The following is a 20,501-nucleotide window of genomic DNA, read 5'->3' as shown; positions in this document are numbered from 1 at the left end:
TCTAAAGTTTTTATAACTGCTCTAAAGTATCACAGTGATATTCTTTTTTCTCTCTTCTAGTTGGCTGTTGCGTGCTGTTTCCTTTGTTTTTTTCCTGCAGCATTTGTCCAATCAAAGCACTTCTTTCTTTAGTTACAGCCAATTGTTTTTGAGCATCTTTTTCGATATCAAAATAAACAACACCTTCGATAATTGTTTTTTCTGCTTTAGCATATATAGACAATGGGTTTTCACTCCATAAAACAACGTCGGCATCTTTGCCCACTTTAAGACTTCCTACTTTATCATCAATGTGTAATAATTTTGCAGGATTCAGTGTTACAAACTTCCACGCATCTTCTTCAGAAATGTTTCCGTATTTCACTGCTTTTGCCGCTTCTTGATTCAATCTTCGAGACATTTCTGCATCATCAGAGTTATAAGCTACAACTAAGCCTTCGTTATGCATGATTGGTCCGTTATACGGAATTGCATCATTAACCTCAAATTTATAGGCCCACCAGTCAGAGAAAGTAGAAGCTCCAACTCCGTGCTCTTTCATTTTATCAGCCACTTTGTAACCTTCTAAAATGTGAGTGAAAGTATTTACTCTGAAGTTGAATTTTTCAGCAACGTTCATCAACATTAAAATTTCAGACTCTACATAAGAGTGACAAGTAATAAAACGCTCTTTGTTTAAAATTTCAGCAAGAGTCTGTAATTCTAAGTCGACTCTTGGGGCTTTTCCTTTTTTAGAACCTGCGTTGAATTTTTTCCAGCTTTCATCATATTCTTTTGCAAGCTGAAAATAATCAGTAAAAACTTGTTCAACACCCATTCTTGTCTGTGGAAAACGAGTCGGATTATCAATTCCCCAATTTGCTTGTTTTACATTTTCACCCAAAGCAAATTTGATGAATTTAGGCTGATTTTTATATAACATTTCATCTGCAGATGAACCCCATTTCCATTTTACAATCGCAGAACGACCGCCAATTGGGTTTGCAGATCCGTGCAATAATTGCGAAATAGTTACACCGCCCGCTAAATCTCTGTATATATTAATGTCTTCTGAGTTTACAACATCTTGAATTGTAACTTCAGCAGTTGAGTTGTGTCCGCTTTCGTTTACACCTTTAGAAATCGCGATGTGGGAGTGTTCGTCAATAATACCACTGGTAATGTGTTTTCCTTTTGCATCAATAACAGTTGCACCGGCATCAGCAAGATTTTTGCCTACAGCAGCGATTTTTCCGTTTTTAATTAAAACATCAGTATCAGTTAAAATTCCGTCTTTTTCATTCGTCCAAACAGTAGCGTTTTTAAATAATAAAGTCTGAGCAGTCTGTTTTTTTGTATCACCAAAAGCAACGTTCGGATACGTTACAGGCATGATCGGATTTGGTTTTTCTACCTTAGCAGAATCTTTTACAGCAACAAACGGACTCGTTTTTACAGCTGTCCAAACTAATTCGTCTCCGTTTGACAATACCGCTTTTCCGGATAAATTTTCTGCTTTTTCTACAAATCCAGTCAAACGTGTAAAATTCGATTTGATGGTATCTGCTGGTTTGATAACCAATGAAATCCAGTTTTTAGAAATAGAAAAAGTGCTTTTTACTTTCTTAGCATCAACAGTAGTTACGTCAGATTTTTGAGCTTCCGGAGTTCCGTCAATTTTCCATTTATACGTATCTTTTCCAACTGTTAAGTCGTAGTTGCCGCGAATATCTTTTGCGTTAATATCTGTTACGATAAATTTAGAACCTTGAACCCAGTTTTCGTATAAAACTGTTTTCTCGTCAAAAATTTCTCCAGAAGTAATGATGAAATTGGCATAACTTCCTGTTTTTAAACTTCCAACTTCGTCACTTTTTCCAAGTATTGCAGCCGGAACAGTGGTTAAAGCTTCTAAAGCTTTTGTTTTATCAAAACCATATTTAATGGCTTTTAAAAGATTGGGTTTAAAATCTTCAATCTTTTTCAATTTGTCTGTTGTCAAGGCAAAAACAATTCCGTTATCCGAAAGTACTTTTAAGTTTGTTGGCGCCTGATTCCAGAAACGCATATCTGCCAATTCAATTTGGTTAGACAAGTACGGATTTGAAACATCATAAGCTTCAGGAAAACTTATCGGAATGATGAATTTAGCATTCGTTCCTTTAATTTCTTCGATTCTTTCAAATTCATTTCCGCTTCCTTTTAAAACATAATTCAAACCAAATTCTTTAGCGATTTTAGCTGCTCTCAAACTGTTTAATTTATCTTCAGAAGCAAAAATCTGAACTAGTTTTTCATTATTTGCCAATGCTTCTAATGATAAGTCTTTAGTTTCAGAATTTCCTTTTTTGTACCAGTCTAAGTCTAAATACATCTGGCGCAAAAGTGCCATCATCCCCATTAAAGAGCTTGGATATGCTTGATTAGTAAGTGCGCTTCTTGAAAATGCGAAGTGATTTGTTAATTTGTTCGCAATAATTTGTTTGCTATTGTCTTCATTGTTTAAGGCAACCAAAGCTCCGGTTCCTTGAGCAATTCCGTCAGGAATATGAGTTCCCACAACACCAAAGCCAGCTTTTAAAAGCTCGTCGGCTTTTGGCTGATCGTATTTAAAAGTTTCGTAACCGTTAACTTCTGGTCTTACACTTTCGTTCCAGTAATAGCCAGTTCTTTTTGTGTCGTATACCGGGTTACGATTACGTCCAGGTGTAGCGTTCATTTTTGGTTTTTCAATTCCAAAATTGGTGTAAATATCAATAAATGATGGGTAAATTGTTTTTCCTGCCAGATCAATTGTAATGCTGTTTTTAGGAATTGCAACTGTTGTTCCAACTGCAACGACTTTACCGTCTTGAATAAGTAAAGTTCCTTTTTCGATTTTTTGAGTTGGGGTTACATAAATCGTGGCATTTGTAAAAACAGTGTAATTTTTGCTTTTGTTATGTACACTTTCATTAACAGGAAAATAATCTTGAGCGTATGTTTTTGTTAAAAAAACACTCAAAAAGAGTAGTAGTAGGGCTTTTTTCATATGGTATTTGCTAATTTGTTGCTAAAAATATGAAATATATGTTATACTGCTTTTATTTTTTTAAAATGTTTTTTCTTTATTTTGACTAAAGTTTTTACTAAAACGTTGATTAAAACGTTAAAAATAACAGTATGAGAAATTTAGATAAAATAAAATGGGGAATCGTTGGCTTAGGAAATATTGCGAATCAATTTGCTGCCGACTTAGTATTATTGGAAGATGCGGATTTAGTGGCAGTTGCCTCTCGAAATATTTTCAAAGCAAATGAGTTTGCCCAAAAATACAATTGCTCAAAAACATATGATTCTTACGATGCACTTTTTGCCGATGATCAAGTTGAGATTGTTTACATTGCAACTCCGCACGATTCGCATGCCGAATTAGCTATTAAAGCTTTAGAACATGGCAAACATGTTTTGTGCGAAAAACCTATGGCATTGTCTTATGAAGATTCACGAAGAATGATTGAATCGTCTAAAAAGAATAATAAATTTTTTATGGAAGCGTTCTGGACAAGATTTATTCCGACGGTTCGTGAAGTTTTAGAAAAAGTAGATGGAGGAATAATCGGTGATATTAAATCGGTTAAGGCTGATTTTGCTTTTTACGGAAATGAGATAGAAGGAGGAAGGCTTTTTGATAAAAATTTGGGTGGAGGTGCTCTTTTTGATATTGGAGTATATCCCTTATTTCTTTCTTATATACTGCTTGGGATTCCAAAAGAAATTGTAGCGAAATCAATTTTTCATAAAAACGGAATCGATTTGCAGACTTCAATGATTTTGCAATACAAAAATGCACAAGCTGTTTTGCAGGCTTCTATCGTTTCTGATTCTGATATGAAAGCAGCAATTTCTGGAAACAATGGCCGAATTGAATTGAACGCTCCATGGTACATTGCCGATGGATATTCTATTTTTAAAGATGGAAAAGAAGAAAATTTTAGTTTGCCAAATTTGGGAAAAGGCTATACGCATGAAGCGATTGAATGCCATCAATGCATTAGAAACAATCAAATCGAAAGTACACTTTGGTCACATCAGAATAGTTTGGATTTGAGTAAGATTGTGGAGGAAATTAAAAATAAGATTGGGTTAAGTTTTACGTAATGTGATTATCAATTTAATTAAGGAAGAGTACTTTTCTAATGTGAAAAAAGAAAATAATATATTTGATATAAAGTGATTGTTATTTATAAATCAGTTGTAAAGCAACAATCTACTCGCAAAAGAATATGAAAGAGTCAAAATAGCTTTTAATTTAACCCTAGACTACCTTTAAAAATTGTTGTGTTTATTTAATTGTCGGTATGTAAATTAAAATTAATGGTTTAGATTACTGATATTTACAATGGAATTTTTACCCAAATTATAGTTAATAAATTATAGATAATAAGTTGGCGGTAATTTTAAAAAATGCATAACTTTAAAAATATTTTAAAAAATTAAATTATGTTAATATTTTGGATAATTGCAATTAGAGTTTCCTTGTATAGGGTTTACAATATAATTAATAGTGCTATAATTATTTTATAAACATAAATAAAATAATGAAGCAATTTCATACAGAAATAAAAAATATAAATAAAGATTTGTTGTATATCGAATATTATTAAATGCTAAGGCTAACATTTAAAATGTTTAACACCAATAATTAATTAACATCACAATTTGGATTTAAGTAAGATTGTGGAGAAGATTAAAATTGAGATTCGACTTTCATTTTAATTTAAATTTATTTGTAATAAAATATTTACAATAATTATTTTTTCATTAGTTTTAAAAACAATTAATGAAAGAATTATTATGTTAGTAAAAGTTTACGGAAGCGCTGTTTTTGGAGTAGAAGCAACGACTATTACAGTCGAAGTACATATGGATAAAGGAATTGGTTATCACTTAGTTGGATTGCCAGATAATGCAATTAAAGAAAGCAGTTACCGAATTGCAGCCGCACTTAAAAACAACGGTTTAAGTTTGCCGGGAAAAAAAATCACAATCAATATGGCGCCCGCCGACCTTCGAAAAGAAGGTTCTGCATACGATTTGCCTTTGGCAATGGGAATATTAGTAGGTTCTGACCAAATAAAAGCGCCGGCAATTGAAGAATATATTATTATGGGAGAACTTTCGCTTGACGGAAGTTTACAGCCTATTCGCGGTGCCTTGCCAATTGCCATAAAAGCAAAAGAAGAAGGTTATAAAGGATTTTTTCTCCCAATTCAAAACGTAAAAGAGGCTGCCATTGTTGCTGGGCTTGATGTGTATGGCGTTACAAACTTGCAGGAAGTTATCGATTTTTTTGCAGGAAAAGGCACGCTTGAACCTACTGTTATTGATACGCGAGCCGAGTTTTACAAAACCTTAGATTTTCCTGAATTTGATTTTTCTGATGTTCGCGGTCAAGAAAGTATAAAACGCTGTATGGAAATTGCAGCAGCTGGAGGTCACAACATTATTTTGATTGGACCGCCGGGAGCAGGAAAAACAATGCTTGCCAAACGTGTACCGAGTATTCTGCCACCCATGACTTTGCGCGAAGCATTAGAAACAACTAAAATTCATAGTGTTGCCGGAAAATTAAAAGAAGTTGGATTGATGAATCAAAGACCTTTTAGAAGTCCGCACCATACTATTTCGAATGTGGCACTTGTTGGCGGTGGAAGTTATCCGCAGCCTGGCGAAATTTCGATGGCGCATAACGGAGTTTTATTTTTAGATGAATTGCCAGAATTTAAACGTGATGTTTTAGAAGTAATGCGACAGCCTTTGGAAGATCGTGAAGTAACGATTTCTCGCGCTAAATTTACGGTGACTTATCCGTCCTCTTTTATGTTGGTGGCAAGTATGAACCCGAGTCCGAGCGGATTTTTTAATGATCCGAGCATGCCGAATACTTCATCACCACATGAAATGCAGCGTTATATGAGCAAGATTTCTGGACCTTTATTAGACCGAATTGATATTCATATTGAAGTTACGCCTGTTCCTTTCGAGAAATTAGCCGATGACAGAAAAGCCGAAAGCAGTGTCGAAATCAGAAAACGTGTTACCGCAGCTCGTGAAATTCAAACCAAACGATTCGAAGAAATTGAAAATATACATTATAACGCACAGATGAGCAGTAAATTGATTCGGGAGTTTTGTGCGCTCGACGAACAATCAAAAGAATTGCTGAAAACTGCAATGGAACGCTTAAATCTTTCTGCCAGAGCATACGACAGAATCTTGAAAGTCGCCCGCACAATTGCCGATTTAGATGCAGCGCCAACCGTAGTTTCACAGCATATTGCCGAAGCAATTCAATACAGAAGTTTGGATCGTGATGGGTGGCTGGGGTAAATTAATTGATAATTGATAATTGTTAATTGATAATTGTTAATTGTTAATTGTTAATTGTTAATTGTTACTATTTAATATTCCAAAAACTCATTTCTCTTCGGGTTATAAAACCTAGTTTTTCATATAAAGCGATTGCACCTACATTGCTTTCAACAACATGTAGAAAAGGAATTTTATTTTGATCAAAAATAGTATTTACACAATGAGCTATTAATTGTTTTGCATAGCCTTTTCCGGTATGGTCAGGATGTGTGATTATGGCACTTACTTCTGTAAAGTCATTCATTTTCATTCGTTCTCCAGTTACAGCAATTAATTGATTGTCTTTGAAAATGCCGTAATAATTTCCTAGTGATGCCGTTTTGTTTTTGAAATATCCTGGCTGTACTAAATTTACCAAATGAACTAAATCATCATTGTGTTTTTGAGTAAGTTTTACAATTTCATTATTTATGGGCTGTTCTATTTTGTTGTAAACAATCATTTGAAGGCAAACTAATTCTTTTTCAATTTTCAACGAATCTGGAAGAGACGGTTTTTCTCCAACAATAAAAAAACTTTCAGTTAAAGACGCATATTGACGTGTTGCATCAAAAGTGCTTTCTAATTCCGAAAAACCTCCAAACGTACAATAATTAGGATTGTAAAACTTTGTATTTCCATAATCAATTGCAAATGCCGAATGAGTTTCTGCAAGTGCATTCCAAACCGGATTATCCAATTTTGTCTCTGATTGTTTTTTCATGAATCTATCTCTTATAAAAATTATTTTACTCCAATGTTAATGCTTTCATTAAAACAGGATCAGACGATTTGCCTAAATCTCCTTTAGTGTTTTTTACGATGATATTAACTGGAGTTACGTATTAGAAATGATATTTCTGATGATCTAAAATACAAATTTAAAGTACAGAAATTGAATTAGATTTAAAACAAAAAATCCCGATTATATTGAAAACGGGATTTTTTTATGATATTGAAAAAAAAATTATTTGTCTTTGGAAGCAAATATTTTGTCCAAACCTTCCATGGCAATGGTGAAACCTTCTTTAAAGCCCATTTCTATTATCTTCTCTAAATCAGAAAGTTTATCGTGCTTAATGGCAATATCTACGATAGTAGAATTTCCTTGTTCAGAGAAATTGACATTCCAGTCAGAACGTGGGAAATCAATATTTAAATTGCCTTCGCTGTCTGAAAAAGCATCTAAATATTTAAAATTTGATTTCGGTGTTATAGAGGTGAAATCAGCAATTGCCCAATGTTCTTGACCTTCTGGTCCAATCATGGCGTAAAGTCTTCGCCCACCTTCTGTAAAATCCATTTTTTTTGTTTTAGATTTCCACGGAGATGGCGCCCACCATTGGTCTAATATTTCAGGTTCTGTCCAAGCCGACCAAACAGCCGAAATCGGTGCATTAAATTCACGTTTTACATTAACAGTACTCGTTTCTTTGTCTACAGTAAAATTCATTAAAAGATTAGATTTCATTTTCTTTAGATTTTAGATTTATTAATACTTGATCCAGTTGGCTAAAACGGCTTTCCCATATTTTTTTGAATTGTTCCAGCCATTTGTCAACTTCTTTCATTTTGTCAATTTTAAGTTGATAATAAATTTCTCTTCCCACTTTTTGTTCGTCTAATAATTCGCATTCGCTGAGAATCTTAATGTGTTTAGACACAGCTTGTCTTGTGGTATTAAACTGTTCTGCAATAGCATTAGGTGTCAAAGCATTTGTAGCTACTAATACTAAAATCGCTCTTCGGGTGGGGTCTGCAATAGCTTGAAAAATATCTCGTTTCATTTTGATTTATTTAAATACGCAACTAATCAGTTGCAAATATACGCAACTTTTATTTCCGTAAAACGGTTTTGCTATTTTTTTTATCCGATTTAGTAAAATAGAGAGCTGGACTGTATTTTGTCTAATGAATTTAGAAAAAAAGTTTAAATCATATATACCGCAACCACCAATATTTATTATTTGCTTTATAATTTCCAAACCATTCGCATGGTTTATAAAGTAATATAACGACAAAAATCCAAATTAGATAAATTGCCCAAAGTGCAACACCGCTTTCCAAATCTTTTGGACGTCCAAAGGTTCCAGTTGCAAATTCGAATTGCGACCAATTAAAACCTTGTATCAACAGCATAATAAGAGTTAAAATGTGAACGACATAAAAATGAACAATGAAGTAAAATAAAGGTGCTTTTCCGTAGACTGAAGTTACTCTTTTAATTCCATTATTAAATTGATCTGCGAAAGCAAGCAATAAAAGCATAATGCCTAAAGTAATCAAACCAAATAAGAGCGATGGCGGATATTTGGTTACATTCATGAAAGATAAAAAGGTAAATAAGGCATTTTTCTGCACAGCCCATAAAGCAGGATCTCCATAAATATTGATAAAACGAATAATTGCAAATAAAGCTATAGCGCTAAAACCAATTTTTATGAATATTTTTTTTCTTCGTTCTTCTGCCATTTCAAAGAATTTCCCTGCTGCAAGACCAATAAGCATAATTCCCAGCCAAGGAATAGGAGGATAGCCCATTATAAATACTCTTCCAGAAAACGGAAAGACGACAGGACCAAATAAAGGCGATAAAATGGTTTTTAAAACTGAATTTTCTGAAAACGGAATAAGCGGTAAAAGATTATGGCAAAAAATAATTACGAGTCCAATACTGCCCAATATTTGAGAACGGACTTTTAGTAAGAAGCTTAAAACAATAAATCCAAAACCTATCGTGGCTATTACTTCAAACAAAAGTGTATGAAAGCCAATATCGAAGAACAATCCAAAATTGAAAACAGTAAATTCTAGCAATAATAAAAACAAGCCTCTTTTGAGTAAATGCTGTCTCGTTTCTTGTAAATTATTTTTGTTTTTTAAAGAAAGATAAACGGATGTTCCTGCCAAGAAAACAAAAGTAGGTGCGCACAAATGCGTGATCCAGCGCGTAAAAAACAATAGAGGCGTGGTTGTCGCCAAATCTGTCGGACTTTGAGTAATTGAATCGATATGCATTAAATCTCTAACATGATCTAAAGCCATAATGATCATTACAATACCGCGGACTATATCTATTGAAGGTAGGCGTTTCATTTTTTTCTAACTTTCACCTGATAGACAATTTCCCAAAAAATAATCGAAAAAATGGCATTGGCGAATATGGCAGTTTTAACCTGATACGGATCGTACTTTAAAAGCAGATGTAAATTTGTAAACTTCAAAGCTAAAAATAAAGCTAATGCTGCAATTGCTACAGAGCAGATTATATTTAACAAAACATTCCATTTTAGGGTCATGAAAGCATAAATGAGATTGAAAAAAGCAAAACCACAGCCCAAAGTGATATACGGATCTGTTTTTAATTTTTCGCCTATTGTCAGTAAAAATGACGTTGAGATCAGGTATAAAAAGAATAATATAGAATAAAGCAGAATTCGTATTTGTGGTTTCATTATGATTTTTTCAGTAAAGTTACTTAAAAACAATAAAAGAAGTTTCTGAAATATGTTTTTTGATTATTGCAAAATCGACTCTATTTTGGTTTCTGACTTTTCTTTGACGGGACTGTCCGGATGAAAACTCCAGATGATCAGAAATTTTCCCAATGCAAGATATTCTTCCGGATGCTCGTCTGTCGGCTGACCGTCTTTTCCCCAAAGCAATCCTTGCAGAAATCTATCGCCTTTAAATCTGTTTTCAAATTCAATATACATAATACTTCCGCTATCTGCTCTATTTTTAAAACTCTGAATTGCTTTGCTTTTTACGGTTCCAATAATGTTGCTGTAAGTGGCAATATCAGTGTAAAAATTACAAGCCGCATTCGTAACGCAAATTTGACCGTCGCTTAAGGTGTAGCCTTTTGGAATTTCTTTAGGTTTTAATTTTAAATCAGCAATGGTCTGGCTGAATGAATTTGTGGTAAGAAGTATGAGGAGTGTTGATAGGGGAATGGTGAGTTTCATTGGTTTTCAGGTTTGGTTTTTGGTCTTTTTTATTCTTTTTTTACTTCTAAATCAAGTTCTGTTTCGCTCAAATGGAAAATTGTTTTACCATTGACTTCAGTTATAATTATTTTTAAAATATTCTCGCCAATATGAATGACATAATTGTTTTTGTTTAATAACCATTTAGAATTGTTAGTCATATTCGCAATCATTGAAAATGATTTTGAATCGTTCTCTGTTGTTAATTTAAAATCTGAGTTTTGCTTAAACTCAAATGTTGCGGTACTAAAACCTTTAACTATATCTTTTAGATTTGGATTGTCAATCTTCTTTAAAACTTTAATCACTTTCCATTTTCCAATTATATTTTTTTGATTAATTTCTTGAGAAATGATATGATTAGAAAATAATAAGATCGATAAGATAAAAAGATATTTTTTCATTTTTAAAGGTTAGTTTTTTGTTTAATAAATTTCTGAATTACTAGCTTGCTTGCTAAAGTAATTGAATTTGAACTTTGCTAAAATAATATTTTTATTTGAGTTAATTAAGGTTCATTTTTATGTAGAAAAACTAAAGATTTATTCATATGCTAGTGCGAGTCTCTCGCTCATGACAGCTTTGATGTTTGCGCTAGTAAAGATTCTTTTTCTGGGGAAGATTATAAATCTAAGCTATCGAGTTTTATTTTGCGACAGTAAACTCAACTTTATAGTCTTAAGAATTACCGAAGTCTACAATAAGATTGTGTTAAAGGCTTTGACTTCGCCTAGCTTGACATTATCAAAAATAAAATCTGCTCAATCTGCAAAATCTGCGTGAAACAAAAAAACAAAAAAAATCCCATTTCAATTAAGAAACGGGACTTCGTAGATATTCTCTTTTTTTTTATTTTAAACTGTTGCAGCAACTTCTTCTGGCAACGGAATTTGATTTTTAAGCAAATCTTCAAAAGTTTCGTGCTGACGGATTAAGATTCCTTTTCCGTCTTTCCATAAAACTTCGGCTGGTTTGTATCTTGAATTGTAATTTGATGCCATTGAGAAGCAATACGCTCCGGCGTTTCTGAAAGCTAAAATGTCTCCTTCAGTAATTTCTGAAATTCTGCGGTTGTTGGCAAAAGTATCGGTTTCGCAAATGTATCCTACAACGGAATAAAAACGCTCTTTTCCTTTTGGGTTTGAAATGTTTTCGATATAATGTTGTGAACCGTAAAACATCGGACGGATTAAATGGTTGAAACCACTGTCAATGCCAGCAAAAACGGTTGATGTTGTTTGTTTTACTACGTTTACTTTTGCTAAGAAGAAACCTGCTTCGCTCACCAAGAATTTCCCTGGTTCGAAAATCAACGTTAAATCTTTACCATATTCTGCACAGAAAGCATTGAATCTTTTAGATAATTTTTTACCTAATTCTTCGATGTCTGTTTCGATATCGTCTTTTTTGTAAGGAACTTTGAATCCGCTTCCGAAATCTAAAAATTCTAGATCTTTGAAGTGTTTTGCCGTATCAAACAAGATTTCAGCAGCATACAAGAATACTTCGATATCTAAAATATCAGATCCTGTGTGCATGTGAATTCCAACAATGCTCATTTTTGTGTTCTCCACAATTCGTAAGATATGTGGAATTTGGTGAACAGAGATTCCGAATTTACTATCGATATGTCCAACAGAAATGTTAGCATTTCCACCCGCCATTACGTGCGGATTGATACGAATACATACCGGAATTTGTGGATATTTTGTTCCGAATTGCTCCAGAATAGATAAGTTGTCAATATTGATTTGAACACCCATTGCAGCAACTTCTTCGATTTCTTCTAGAGAAACTCCGTTTGGTGTAAAGAAAATTTTGTCAGGATCATAGCCAGCATGAAGTCCCAATAAAACTTCTTGAATCGATACAGTGTCTAAACCAGAACCCATGTTCTTTAATAACTGAAGAATCGCAACATTTGACAATGCCTTCATGGCGTAATTAACTCTTAAGTTTTCTACCTTAGAGAAAGCTTTAGTTAACCTATTGTACTGAGATTGGATTTTTTCGGCATCATAAACATATAATGGACTTCCAAATTGGTCTGCTAACTGCAGTAAATCTTTTGCTTGCATTTTTAAACTATTTTGAGCAAAGTTATTACACTTTTGAGTAACTACAAATTTTTTGCAGAAAAATAACAAATTGTAACAAATTGTTTGTTTTTAAACAAAAATCGACTAAAAAAAGATTTTTGTAAATCTTTTTTAAAGTTTCTAAGTTGCTGAGAGACTAAGTTACTAAGTTTTTAGTACAATTCTTAACGAAGTAAAAAAAAGTCTCTAAAATTCCAAGAAAAATAAACTTAGAATCTTAGAGACTTAGTATCTCAGTGCCTTTTTTCTAAAACTTAGAACCTTAGCGACTTAGTATCTTAGGAACTTAGTTTACAAACTCGGTAAATCTCCGTTTCCTTTGGTTGGCAAGTTGGTAGAACCCATTAAAAATAAATCTACTTCTCTTGCGGCTTCACGGCCTTCAGAAATTGCCCAAACAATTAATGATTGTCCTCTTCGCATATCACCGGCAGTGAAAATGTGAGGAACATTTGTTTGATAATTGTGTGCTTTATAGTTGCTTCTAAAATCAGTTTCGATTCCTAACTGCTCGCTTAAAGTTTTCTCCGGACCTGTAAATCCTAAAGCTAATAAAGCCAAATCGCAAGGCCAGATTTTCTCAGAACCTTCTTTTTCGATTAATTCAGGGCGCTGACCTGGAGTCATTTTCCATGCTACTTCAACCGTTTTTAATCCGGTTAATTCGCCTTTATCGTTAGAAATGAATTCTTTAGTGTTGATTAACCAGTTTCTGTCGCAGCCTTCTTCGTGAGAAGATGATGTTTTCAATTGCAGCGGCCAGAAAGGCCAAGGAGTTGATTCGCTTCTTCCAACTGGAGGTTTTGGTAAAATCTCAAAGTTAGTTACCGATTTTGCTCCGTGTCTGTTTGAAGTTCCAATACAGTCAGAACCTGTATCTCCACCACCAATAACGATTACATCTTTACCAGTTGCTTTAATTTGGTTTGGAATAGATTCTCCAAATAAAACTTTAGTTTGCTGTGTTAAGAAATCCATTGCCTGAACAACGCCTTTACTTTCGATTCCTTTAGTTGGCAAGCTTCTTCTTTCTGTTGCTCCTCCGCATAAAACGATAGAATCAAAAGCGTTCAATTCTGCTACACTAAAATTAATTCCAACATTTACGTTTGTTTTGAAAGTGATTCCTTCTGCTTCAAGGATTGCTACACGTCTGTCGATAATTTCTTTTTCTAATTTAAAATTCGGAATTCCGTAACGTAATAAACCGCCAATTGCATTGTCTCTTTCAAAAACCGTAACCGTATGTCCGGCTCTGTTTAATTGCTGTGCTGCTGCAAGTCCCGCAGGTCCTGAACCAATAACGGCAACTGTTTTTCCTGTTCTTGTTTTTGGAGTTTGAGGTTTGATCCATCCTTCTGCAAAACCAATTTCAACAATGTTTTTTTCGATATTTTCGATAGATACAGGATCTTTTATGATTCCCAATACACATGCTTTTTCGCATGGAGCAGGGCATAAGCGGCCTGTAAATTCCGGAAAGTTGTTGGTAGACTGCAAAATCTCTAATGCACCCTGCCATTCTTCCTGATGTACCATATCGTTGAAGTCCGGAATTAAATTTCCTAACGGACAACCGCTGTGGCAAAAAGGAATACCACAATCCATACATCTTGAACCTTGTTCTTTTACTTTATCTTTTGCTAACGGAATAGTAAATTCGTTGTAGTTCGAAACACGTTCTGCAACTGCTAAATTACTTTCGTCGGCTCTGTTATATTCTTTAAATCCGCCTATTTTACCCATGACATTTTTATTAAATTTAGTTGTGAGATGTGAAATGTGAGAAGTGAGTTGATAAACTCAACCTTAGTACCTCTGCACCTTTGTAACTCAGAACCTTTTAATCAGCTATTAATTCTTCTATTTTTTTCTCTTCTGCAATTCGTTGTAATGCTTTTTTGTAATCAGTTGGCATTACTTTTACGAAGTGCTTTTGTTCATTTTCCCAGTCTGCTAAAATTCTTTTTGCTAATGGACTGCTTGTGTACAATGAATGATTTTTGATCAATCGTCTTAGTTTGATAACGTCTTCATCTTCCATCGGATCAAATGCAACCATTTCCATGTTACATAAAGTCGAATCGAATCTTTGATTTGGATCGTAAACATAAGCCACACCACCGCTCATACCAGCCGCGAAGTTTCTTCCTGTTTTTCCTAAAATTACTACTGTACCACCGGTCATGTACTCGCATCCGTGATCTCCAATTCCTTCCACAACTGCTGTTGCTCCAGAATTTCTTACACAAAAACGCTCACCGGCCATTCCATTAATATAAGCCTCTCCGGTAATAGCTCCGTAAAGGGCAACGTTTCCAATAATAATGTTATCTTCAGGTTTGAAAGTTGCAGTAGGAGGTACTTTTACAATTAGTTTTCCTCCAGAAAGACCTTTTCCTAAATAATCATTACAGTTTCCGTGAATTTTAAACGACAATCCGTTTGTTGCAAAAGCACCAAAACTTTGTCCGGCAGAACCTTCAAAATCAACTAAAATAGTGTCCTCAGGTAAACCTTGTGCGCCATATATTTTTGAGATTTCGTTACTCAAAATCGCACCTACAGAACGGTCTGTATTTTTAATTTTAAAAGTTACTCTTGTTTTCTCTTTTCTATAGATAGACGGAATTGCTTCTTTGATGATGTCAAAATCCAATACGTTTTCAAGTTGGTGATCTTGCGTAGTTGTATTATGATTTGGCTCAGTTTTAGCTTTTTCCGGTTTGTATAGAATTGATGATAAGTCTAAACCATTTGCTTTATAATGTTTGATGGCTTTGTTCACATTTAATTTTTGTGACTGACCCACCATTTCTTTCAAAGTTCTGAAACCCAATTGTGCCATGATTTCTCTTAGCTCTTCCGCAATAAAATACATGAAGTTGATTACGTGCTCTGGAGTTCCTTTGAAATTTTTTCTCAATTCTGGATCCTGAGTTGCAATACCAACCGGACAAGTATTTAAGTGACAAGCTCTCATCATGATACATCCAGAAGCTACAAGCGGTGCAGTTGCAAAACCAAATTCTTCTGCTCCTAATAATGCAGCAATTGCAACGTCACGACCTGTTTTCAATTGTCCGTCACATTCTAAAACTACACGGCTTCTTAAATCATTTAATATCAAAGTTTGCTGTGCTTCCGCTAAACCAAGTTCCCAAGGAATACCTGTGTGTTGTAGTGAAGTTAATGGTGCAGCACCTGTTCCTCCGTCATAACCAGAAATTAAGATCACGTCAGCTTTTGCTTTGGCAACACCGGCAGCGATTGTTCCAACTCCAACTTCAGAAACTAATTTTACGTTTACACGTGCTTCACGATTGGCATTTTTTAAGTCGAAAATCAACTGAGATAAATCCTCAATAGAATAAATATCGTGGTGTGGAGGAGGGGAAATTAAACCTACATAAGGTGTAGAGTTTCTTGTTTCAGCAATCCAAGGCACCACTTTTTCTCCAGGTAATTGTCCACCTTCACCAGGTTTTGCTCCCTGAGCCATTTTAATCTGGATCTCTTTAGCGTTTGTCAAATAGTTAATCGAAACACCAAAACGTCCCGAAGCAACTTGTTTGATTGCACTGTTTCTAGAATCTCCGTTAATTTCTTTCTGGAAACGTTTAGGATCTTCTCCACCTTCTCCAGAGTTACTTTTTCCGCCAATTCTGTTCATTGCAATAGCTAAATTCTCGTGTGCTTCTCTACTGATAGATCCGTAAGACATTGCACCCGTTTTGAATTTCTTGACAATTTCGGTCCAAGGTTCTACTTCATCAATAGAAATTGGATCTAAATTATTGAATTCAAACATTCCTCTAATAGTCATTAAGTTAGAGCTTTGCTCATTGACCATGTTAGAGTATTCTTTATAACTTTCAGGGCTGTTCAAGCGAACGGCCTGCTGTAATTTAGCAATTGTTGTTGGATTAAACATGTGTTTTTCTCCACCGCGTCTCCATCTGTAAATACCTCCAATTTCTAAAGGAAGCAAACTTGCCACTTTTGAATTTGGAAATGCTTTTTGGAAACGTTTTTTAACTTCTTTTTCAACTTCCATCAAACCAATTCCTTCAATTCTAGAAGGCGTGTACGGGAAATATTTAGAAGTAAATGTTTTGTTTAAACCTAAAATCTCGAAAATTTGGGCCGCTCTGTACGAATGTAAAGTAGAGATACCAATTTTGTTCATTATTTTAACGATTCCTTTTGCAATCGCTTTGTTATAATTTACAATTGCATAATCTGCTTTTACACCTTTAATAAATCCTTGGTTTACCTGATCGTGAATGATTTCATTTACCATGTAAGGATTAATAGCGCTCGCTCCGTATCCGAATAATAAAGCAAAATGATGTGGTTCGCGAGGTTCTGCAGATTCGATTATGATTCCGAATTTAGAACGAACCTGTAAAATGTTTAAAGAGTGGTGAATATAAGAACAAGCCAATAACATTGGTATTGGAGCTAATTCTTCGCTTACGCCTCTGTCTGATAATATGATTACATTGCATCCTTCAGAAACAGCTTTGTAAGTTGCCTGAACACATTTTTCAAGCGCGCGCTCTAAACCGTTAACTCCTTTTTCTATTTTATACAAAGTAGTAATAGTAGCAGATTTAAAATCTGCGTGATCAATGTTTCTTATTTTATCTAAATCCTCATTTGAAATAACTGGATTTTGGATTTTTAATTTTTTGCATTGTTTAGATTCAATTTCAAAAATATTGAAATCGCCACCAACCGCTAAACTGATATCAGTAATAATTTCCTCACGAATACCATCCAAAGGCGGATTAGTAACCTGAGCAAATAATTGTTTAAAATAGTTGTACAGCAATTGAGGCTGGTCTGACAATACTGCCAAAGGCGTATCATTACCCATAGAACTGATTGCTTCAGCTCCTTGGCCTCCCATTGGATTAATGATTGTTTTTAAATCTTCAATCGTATATCCAAATAATCTTTGTCTTGTTTGAAAATCTAATTTTTCAATTGGAGTAGGATTATTAGTGTACGGAATTTTAGATAAAGGCAATAAATTTGCATCTAGCCATTCTTTATATGGACGCTTAGTTACAATTGCTTTTTTAACTTCATCATCTTCAATAATACGGCCTTCGTTCATATCAACCAAGAACATTTTTCCTGGTTCTAAACGACCGTGCTGAATTACATCTTCAGGATCAATATCAAGAACACCAATTTCTGATGACATGATTACGAAACCGCTTTTTGTTAATGTATAACGAGAAGGGCGAAGTCCGTTTCTGTCTAATAAAGCGCCAATTACGTTTCCATCTGTAAACGGAATAGAAGCAGGACCATCCCAAGGCTCCATAATACAAGCATTAAACTCGTAGAAAGCTTTCTTTTCTGGAGACATAGTTTGGTGTTTTTCCCAAGCTTCAGGAACTACCATCATCATCGCTTCTGGCAATGAACGGCCAGTCATTAATAAAAGTTCTACCACCATATCCATAGAAGCAGAATCTGATTTTCCTTCTAAGATAATTGGGAATAATTTTTTGATATCATCGCCAAAAACCTTGCTTTGCATAAGCTCTTCACGAGCACGCATACGGCTTACGTTTCCACGAAGTGTATTGATTTCACCATTATGACACATATATCTAAATGGCTGTGCTAATTCCCATGAAGGGAAAGTATTTGTTGAGAAACGCTGGTGAACTAACGCCAAACGAGTCACTAAATCTGGATCTTTTAAGTCAACATAATAACGGCTGATGTCTTCCGGCATCAATAAACCTTTATATATTATGGTAGTTGTCGATAAACTAGAGAAGTAAAACATATGACTTTCAGAGGTTTTAGATCCCCTTATGGCATGTTCAGCAATTTTTCTAGCTGCAAAAAGTTTTGCATTAAATTCTTGTTCAGTTAAATCCTGACCGTTTTTGCTAACAAAAACTTGTTTAACTGTAGGTTCTTTTTCTGCGGCAATCTGCCCTAAATTTTCTACTTCAACAGGTACGTCTCTCCAACCTAAGATCTTTAAATTCTGATCTTTAATAGTTGCTTCGAAAGCGTTGATACAAAAAGAAACCTGGTTTTTGCTTTTTGGTAAAAAAACCATTCCTACTGCATATTCACGCGTTTCAGGGATTTCAAAATCACATACTTTTTTAAAAAAAGCGTGTGGGATGTCGAATAAAATTCCAGCTCCGTCTCCAGTTCTTCCATCAGAACTAACTGCACCACGATGTTCCAATTTTATTAAGATGTCCAATGCTTTGTGAATGATATCATTAGATTTAATACCATTCAAATTACAAATAAATCCTGCACCACAATTGTCGTGTTCAAATTCAGGCAAATAAAGCCCTTGTTCTTTAACTTTCATTCTTGATATTTTTTCTACAAAAATAGAGATTTCGTTAAACATAATGTAGTGAAATTGTAATTTGGCGTACATTTTTGTTGTAATATTAGAAAAACGATTCTTAAATGATAATAATTTCGTAGAAAGCATTGCGAAATGATAAAATCACAATATGTTTTAAATTATTTTAGTAAAAAACCTTTCTCAGCTATTGAAATCATTGGAGTTTTTGTTAAATTTCAAACGAAATAGTGTTTTTTAGTTAACAATTTACATGCAATAGTTTAACGATTAGTTTTCTTTAAAATAGAATATTCCTTCAATATATATCACACGCGTTTTTTAATTGAAAAAGATTTTACTTTTAAGTTGAATTTTGCTACTTTTGTCGCACTTTTATTCTGAAATAAATTCAGAACCAGACAAATTCTATATTATGAACATACACGAATATCAAGGAAAAGAAATTTTAGCGAGTTACGGAGTACGCATTCAACGCGGAATTGTGGCTAATAATGCAGTTGAAGCTGTAGCTGCTGCAAAACAATTAACTGCCGAAACTGGTACAGGATGGCACGTAATAAAAGCGCAAATTCACGCAGGTGGTCGTGGAAAAGGCGGAGGAGTTAAATTGGCTAAAAACTTGCAGCAAGTTGAAGAAATTGCAGGACAAATTATCGGAATGCAATTGATTACACCTCAAACTTCTGCTGAGGGTAAAAAAGTAAACAAAGTTTTAGTTGCTGAAGATGTTTACTATCCTGGTGAAAGTGAAACTTCTGAGTTTTATGTTTCTGTTTTATTGAATAGAGCTACAGGACGCAACATGATTATGTATTCTACTGAAGGTGGAATGGATATTGAAGAAGTTGCTGAGCACACTCCACATTTAATTTTTACTGAAGAAGTTGATCCTTCTGTTGGATTACAAGGTTTTCAAGCAAGAAGAATTGCTTTTAACTTAGGTCTTTCTGGAAATGCTTTCAAAGAAATGGTAAAATTCATCGATTCATTATACAATGCTTACATTGGTTCTGATGCTTCTATGTTTGAAATCAATCCAGTTTTGAAAACTTCAGACAATAAAATTATGGCTGTTGATGCTAAAGTAAATATCGATGATAATGCTTTATACAGACAACCAAAATATGCTGAAATGAGAGATATCCGTGAGGAAAATCCAATCGAAGTTGAAGCGAAAGAAGTAGGTTTGAACTATGTAGATCTTGACGGTACTGTAGGATGTATGGTAAACGGAGCAGGTCTTGCAATGGCAACTATGGATTTAATTAAATACGCTGGTTTTGAGCCTGCAAACTTCTTAGACGTTGGTGGAACTGCTGATGCTAAACGTGTTGAAACTGCTTTCAGAATTATCTTGAAAGATCCAAACGTAAAAGCTATTTTGATTAACATCTTCGGAGGAATCGTTCGTTGTGACCGTGTTGCTCAAGGTGTTGTTGATGCTTACAAAAACATGGGAGACGCTATCAAGGTGCCAATCATCGTTCGTTTGCAAGGAACAAATGCTGAAATTGCAAAAGAATTAATTGACAATTCTGGTATGCCAATTTTATCAGCTGTTCAATTTCAAGAAGCTGCTGATCAAGTTAAAGCTGCATTATCTTAATCAAATAAGATTTCAATTATATAATAAATCCCTTCGAATATTCGGAGGGATTTTTTGTTTGTAATTACGTC

At 34.3% G+C, this 20,501-nt stretch carries 14 protein-coding genes; 3 read left to right on the top strand and 11 right to left on the bottom strand.

All coding sequences use genetic code 11. The features are described from left to right. Positions 1–10: 10 nt before the first annotated feature. Positions 11–3,010, bottom strand: coding sequence for an amidohydrolase family protein (locus IRZ83_RS05155; RefSeq protein ID WP_029268609.1), 3,000 nt, complete (start codon positions 3,008–3,010; stop codon positions 11–13). A gap of 131 nt (positions 3,011–3,141) precedes the next feature. Here IRZ83_RS05155 and IRZ83_RS05150 point away from each other — a divergent pair, with 131 nt between their 5' ends. Together IRZ83_RS05150 and IRZ83_RS05145 are read left to right on the top strand one after the other, a co-directional pair. After that, positions 3,142–4,119, top strand: coding sequence for a Gfo/Idh/MocA family protein (locus IRZ83_RS05150; RefSeq protein ID WP_194567245.1), 978 nt, complete (start codon positions 3,142–3,144; stop codon positions 4,117–4,119). Between the two features lie 696 nt (positions 4,120–4,815). Continuing rightward, the gene (locus IRZ83_RS05145; RefSeq protein ID WP_029268618.1) at positions 4,816–6,351 is read left to right on the top strand and encodes a YifB family Mg chelatase-like AAA ATPase; all 1,536 of its coding nucleotides are present in this window, start codon (positions 4,816–4,818) and stop codon (positions 6,349–6,351) included. A gap of 67 nt (positions 6,352–6,418) precedes the next feature. Here IRZ83_RS05145 and IRZ83_RS05140 read toward each other — a convergent pair whose 3' ends face one another. The 10 genes from IRZ83_RS05140 to gltB all read right to left on the bottom strand — a co-directional run bounded on the left by IRZ83_RS05140 (position 6,419) and on the right by gltB (position 18,821). After that, positions 6,419–7,096: a GNAT family N-acetyltransferase gene (locus IRZ83_RS05140; protein WP_194567244.1), complete on the bottom strand. Its 678-nt coding sequence runs from the start codon at positions 7,094–7,096 to the stop codon at positions 6,419–6,421. A gap of 243 nt (positions 7,097–7,339) precedes the next feature. Next, positions 7,340–7,843, bottom strand: coding sequence for an SRPBCC domain-containing protein (locus IRZ83_RS05135; RefSeq protein ID WP_194567242.1), 504 nt, complete (start codon positions 7,841–7,843; stop codon positions 7,340–7,342). After that, positions 7,833–8,159: an ArsR/SmtB family transcription factor gene (locus IRZ83_RS05130; RefSeq protein ID WP_029268623.1), complete on the bottom strand. Its 327-nt coding sequence runs from the start codon at positions 8,157–8,159 to the stop codon at positions 7,833–7,835. The genes IRZ83_RS05135 and IRZ83_RS05130 overlap by 11 nt, the downstream gene beginning before the upstream one ends. A gap of 148 nt (positions 8,160–8,307) precedes the next feature. Continuing rightward, positions 8,308–9,468, bottom strand: coding sequence for a DUF1624 domain-containing protein (locus IRZ83_RS05125; protein ID WP_194567240.1), 1,161 nt, complete (start codon positions 9,466–9,468; stop codon positions 8,308–8,310). After that, positions 9,465–9,827 carry a hypothetical protein gene (locus IRZ83_RS05120; RefSeq protein ID WP_194567238.1) on the bottom strand — a complete coding sequence of 121 codons (363 nt, stop codon included), beginning with the start codon at positions 9,825–9,827 and terminating at the stop codon, positions 9,465–9,467. Before IRZ83_RS05120 ends, IRZ83_RS05125 begins: the two co-directional genes overlap by 4 nt. A 63-nt stretch (positions 9,828–9,890) precedes the next feature. After that, a complete protein-coding gene (locus IRZ83_RS05115; protein WP_194567236.1) occupies positions 9,891–10,340 on the bottom strand; it encodes a hypothetical protein in 450 nt (149 codons plus the stop codon). Positions 10,341–10,369: 29 nt separating this feature from the next. Next, the gene (locus IRZ83_RS05110; RefSeq protein ID WP_194567234.1) at positions 10,370–10,765 is read right to left on the bottom strand and encodes a DUF5004 domain-containing protein; all 396 of its coding nucleotides are present in this window, start codon (positions 10,763–10,765) and stop codon (positions 10,370–10,372) included. Between the two features lie 450 nt (positions 10,766–11,215). Further along, entirely contained in the window at positions 11,216–12,439 is a 1,224-nt protein-coding gene (lysA, locus tag IRZ83_RS05105) for a diaminopimelate decarboxylase (RefSeq protein ID WP_194567232.1), read from the bottom strand. Between the two features lie 312 nt (positions 12,440–12,751). Beyond that, complete coding sequence (locus IRZ83_RS05100; protein WP_194567229.1) at positions 12,752–14,206, bottom strand: glutamate synthase subunit beta; 1,455 nt, start codon at positions 14,204–14,206, stop codon at positions 12,752–12,754. 97 nt (positions 14,207–14,303) lie between these two features. Beyond that, positions 14,304–18,821, bottom strand: a complete 4,518-nt coding sequence (gltB, locus tag IRZ83_RS05095; RefSeq protein WP_029268635.1) for a glutamate synthase large subunit — start codon at positions 18,819–18,821, stop codon at positions 14,304–14,306. 415 nt (positions 18,822–19,236) lie between these two features. Here gltB and sucC point away from each other — a divergent pair, with 415 nt between their 5' ends. Further along, positions 19,237–20,430 (top strand): ADP-forming succinate--CoA ligase subunit beta, encoded by a 1,194-nt coding sequence (sucC, locus tag IRZ83_RS05090; RefSeq protein ID WP_029268636.1) that lies wholly within the window; start codon positions 19,237–19,239, stop codon positions 20,428–20,430. The last annotated feature ends 71 nt before the right edge of the window (positions 20,431–20,501 follow it).

It is taken from the genome of Flavobacterium sp. JLP (assembly GCF_015350755.1).
Classification (GTDB): Bacteria; Bacteroidota; Bacteroidia; order Flavobacteriales; family Flavobacteriaceae; genus Flavobacterium.
Note: the sequence above shows the minus strand (reverse complement) of the source record. Positions and strands in the feature narration are given on the sequence as shown.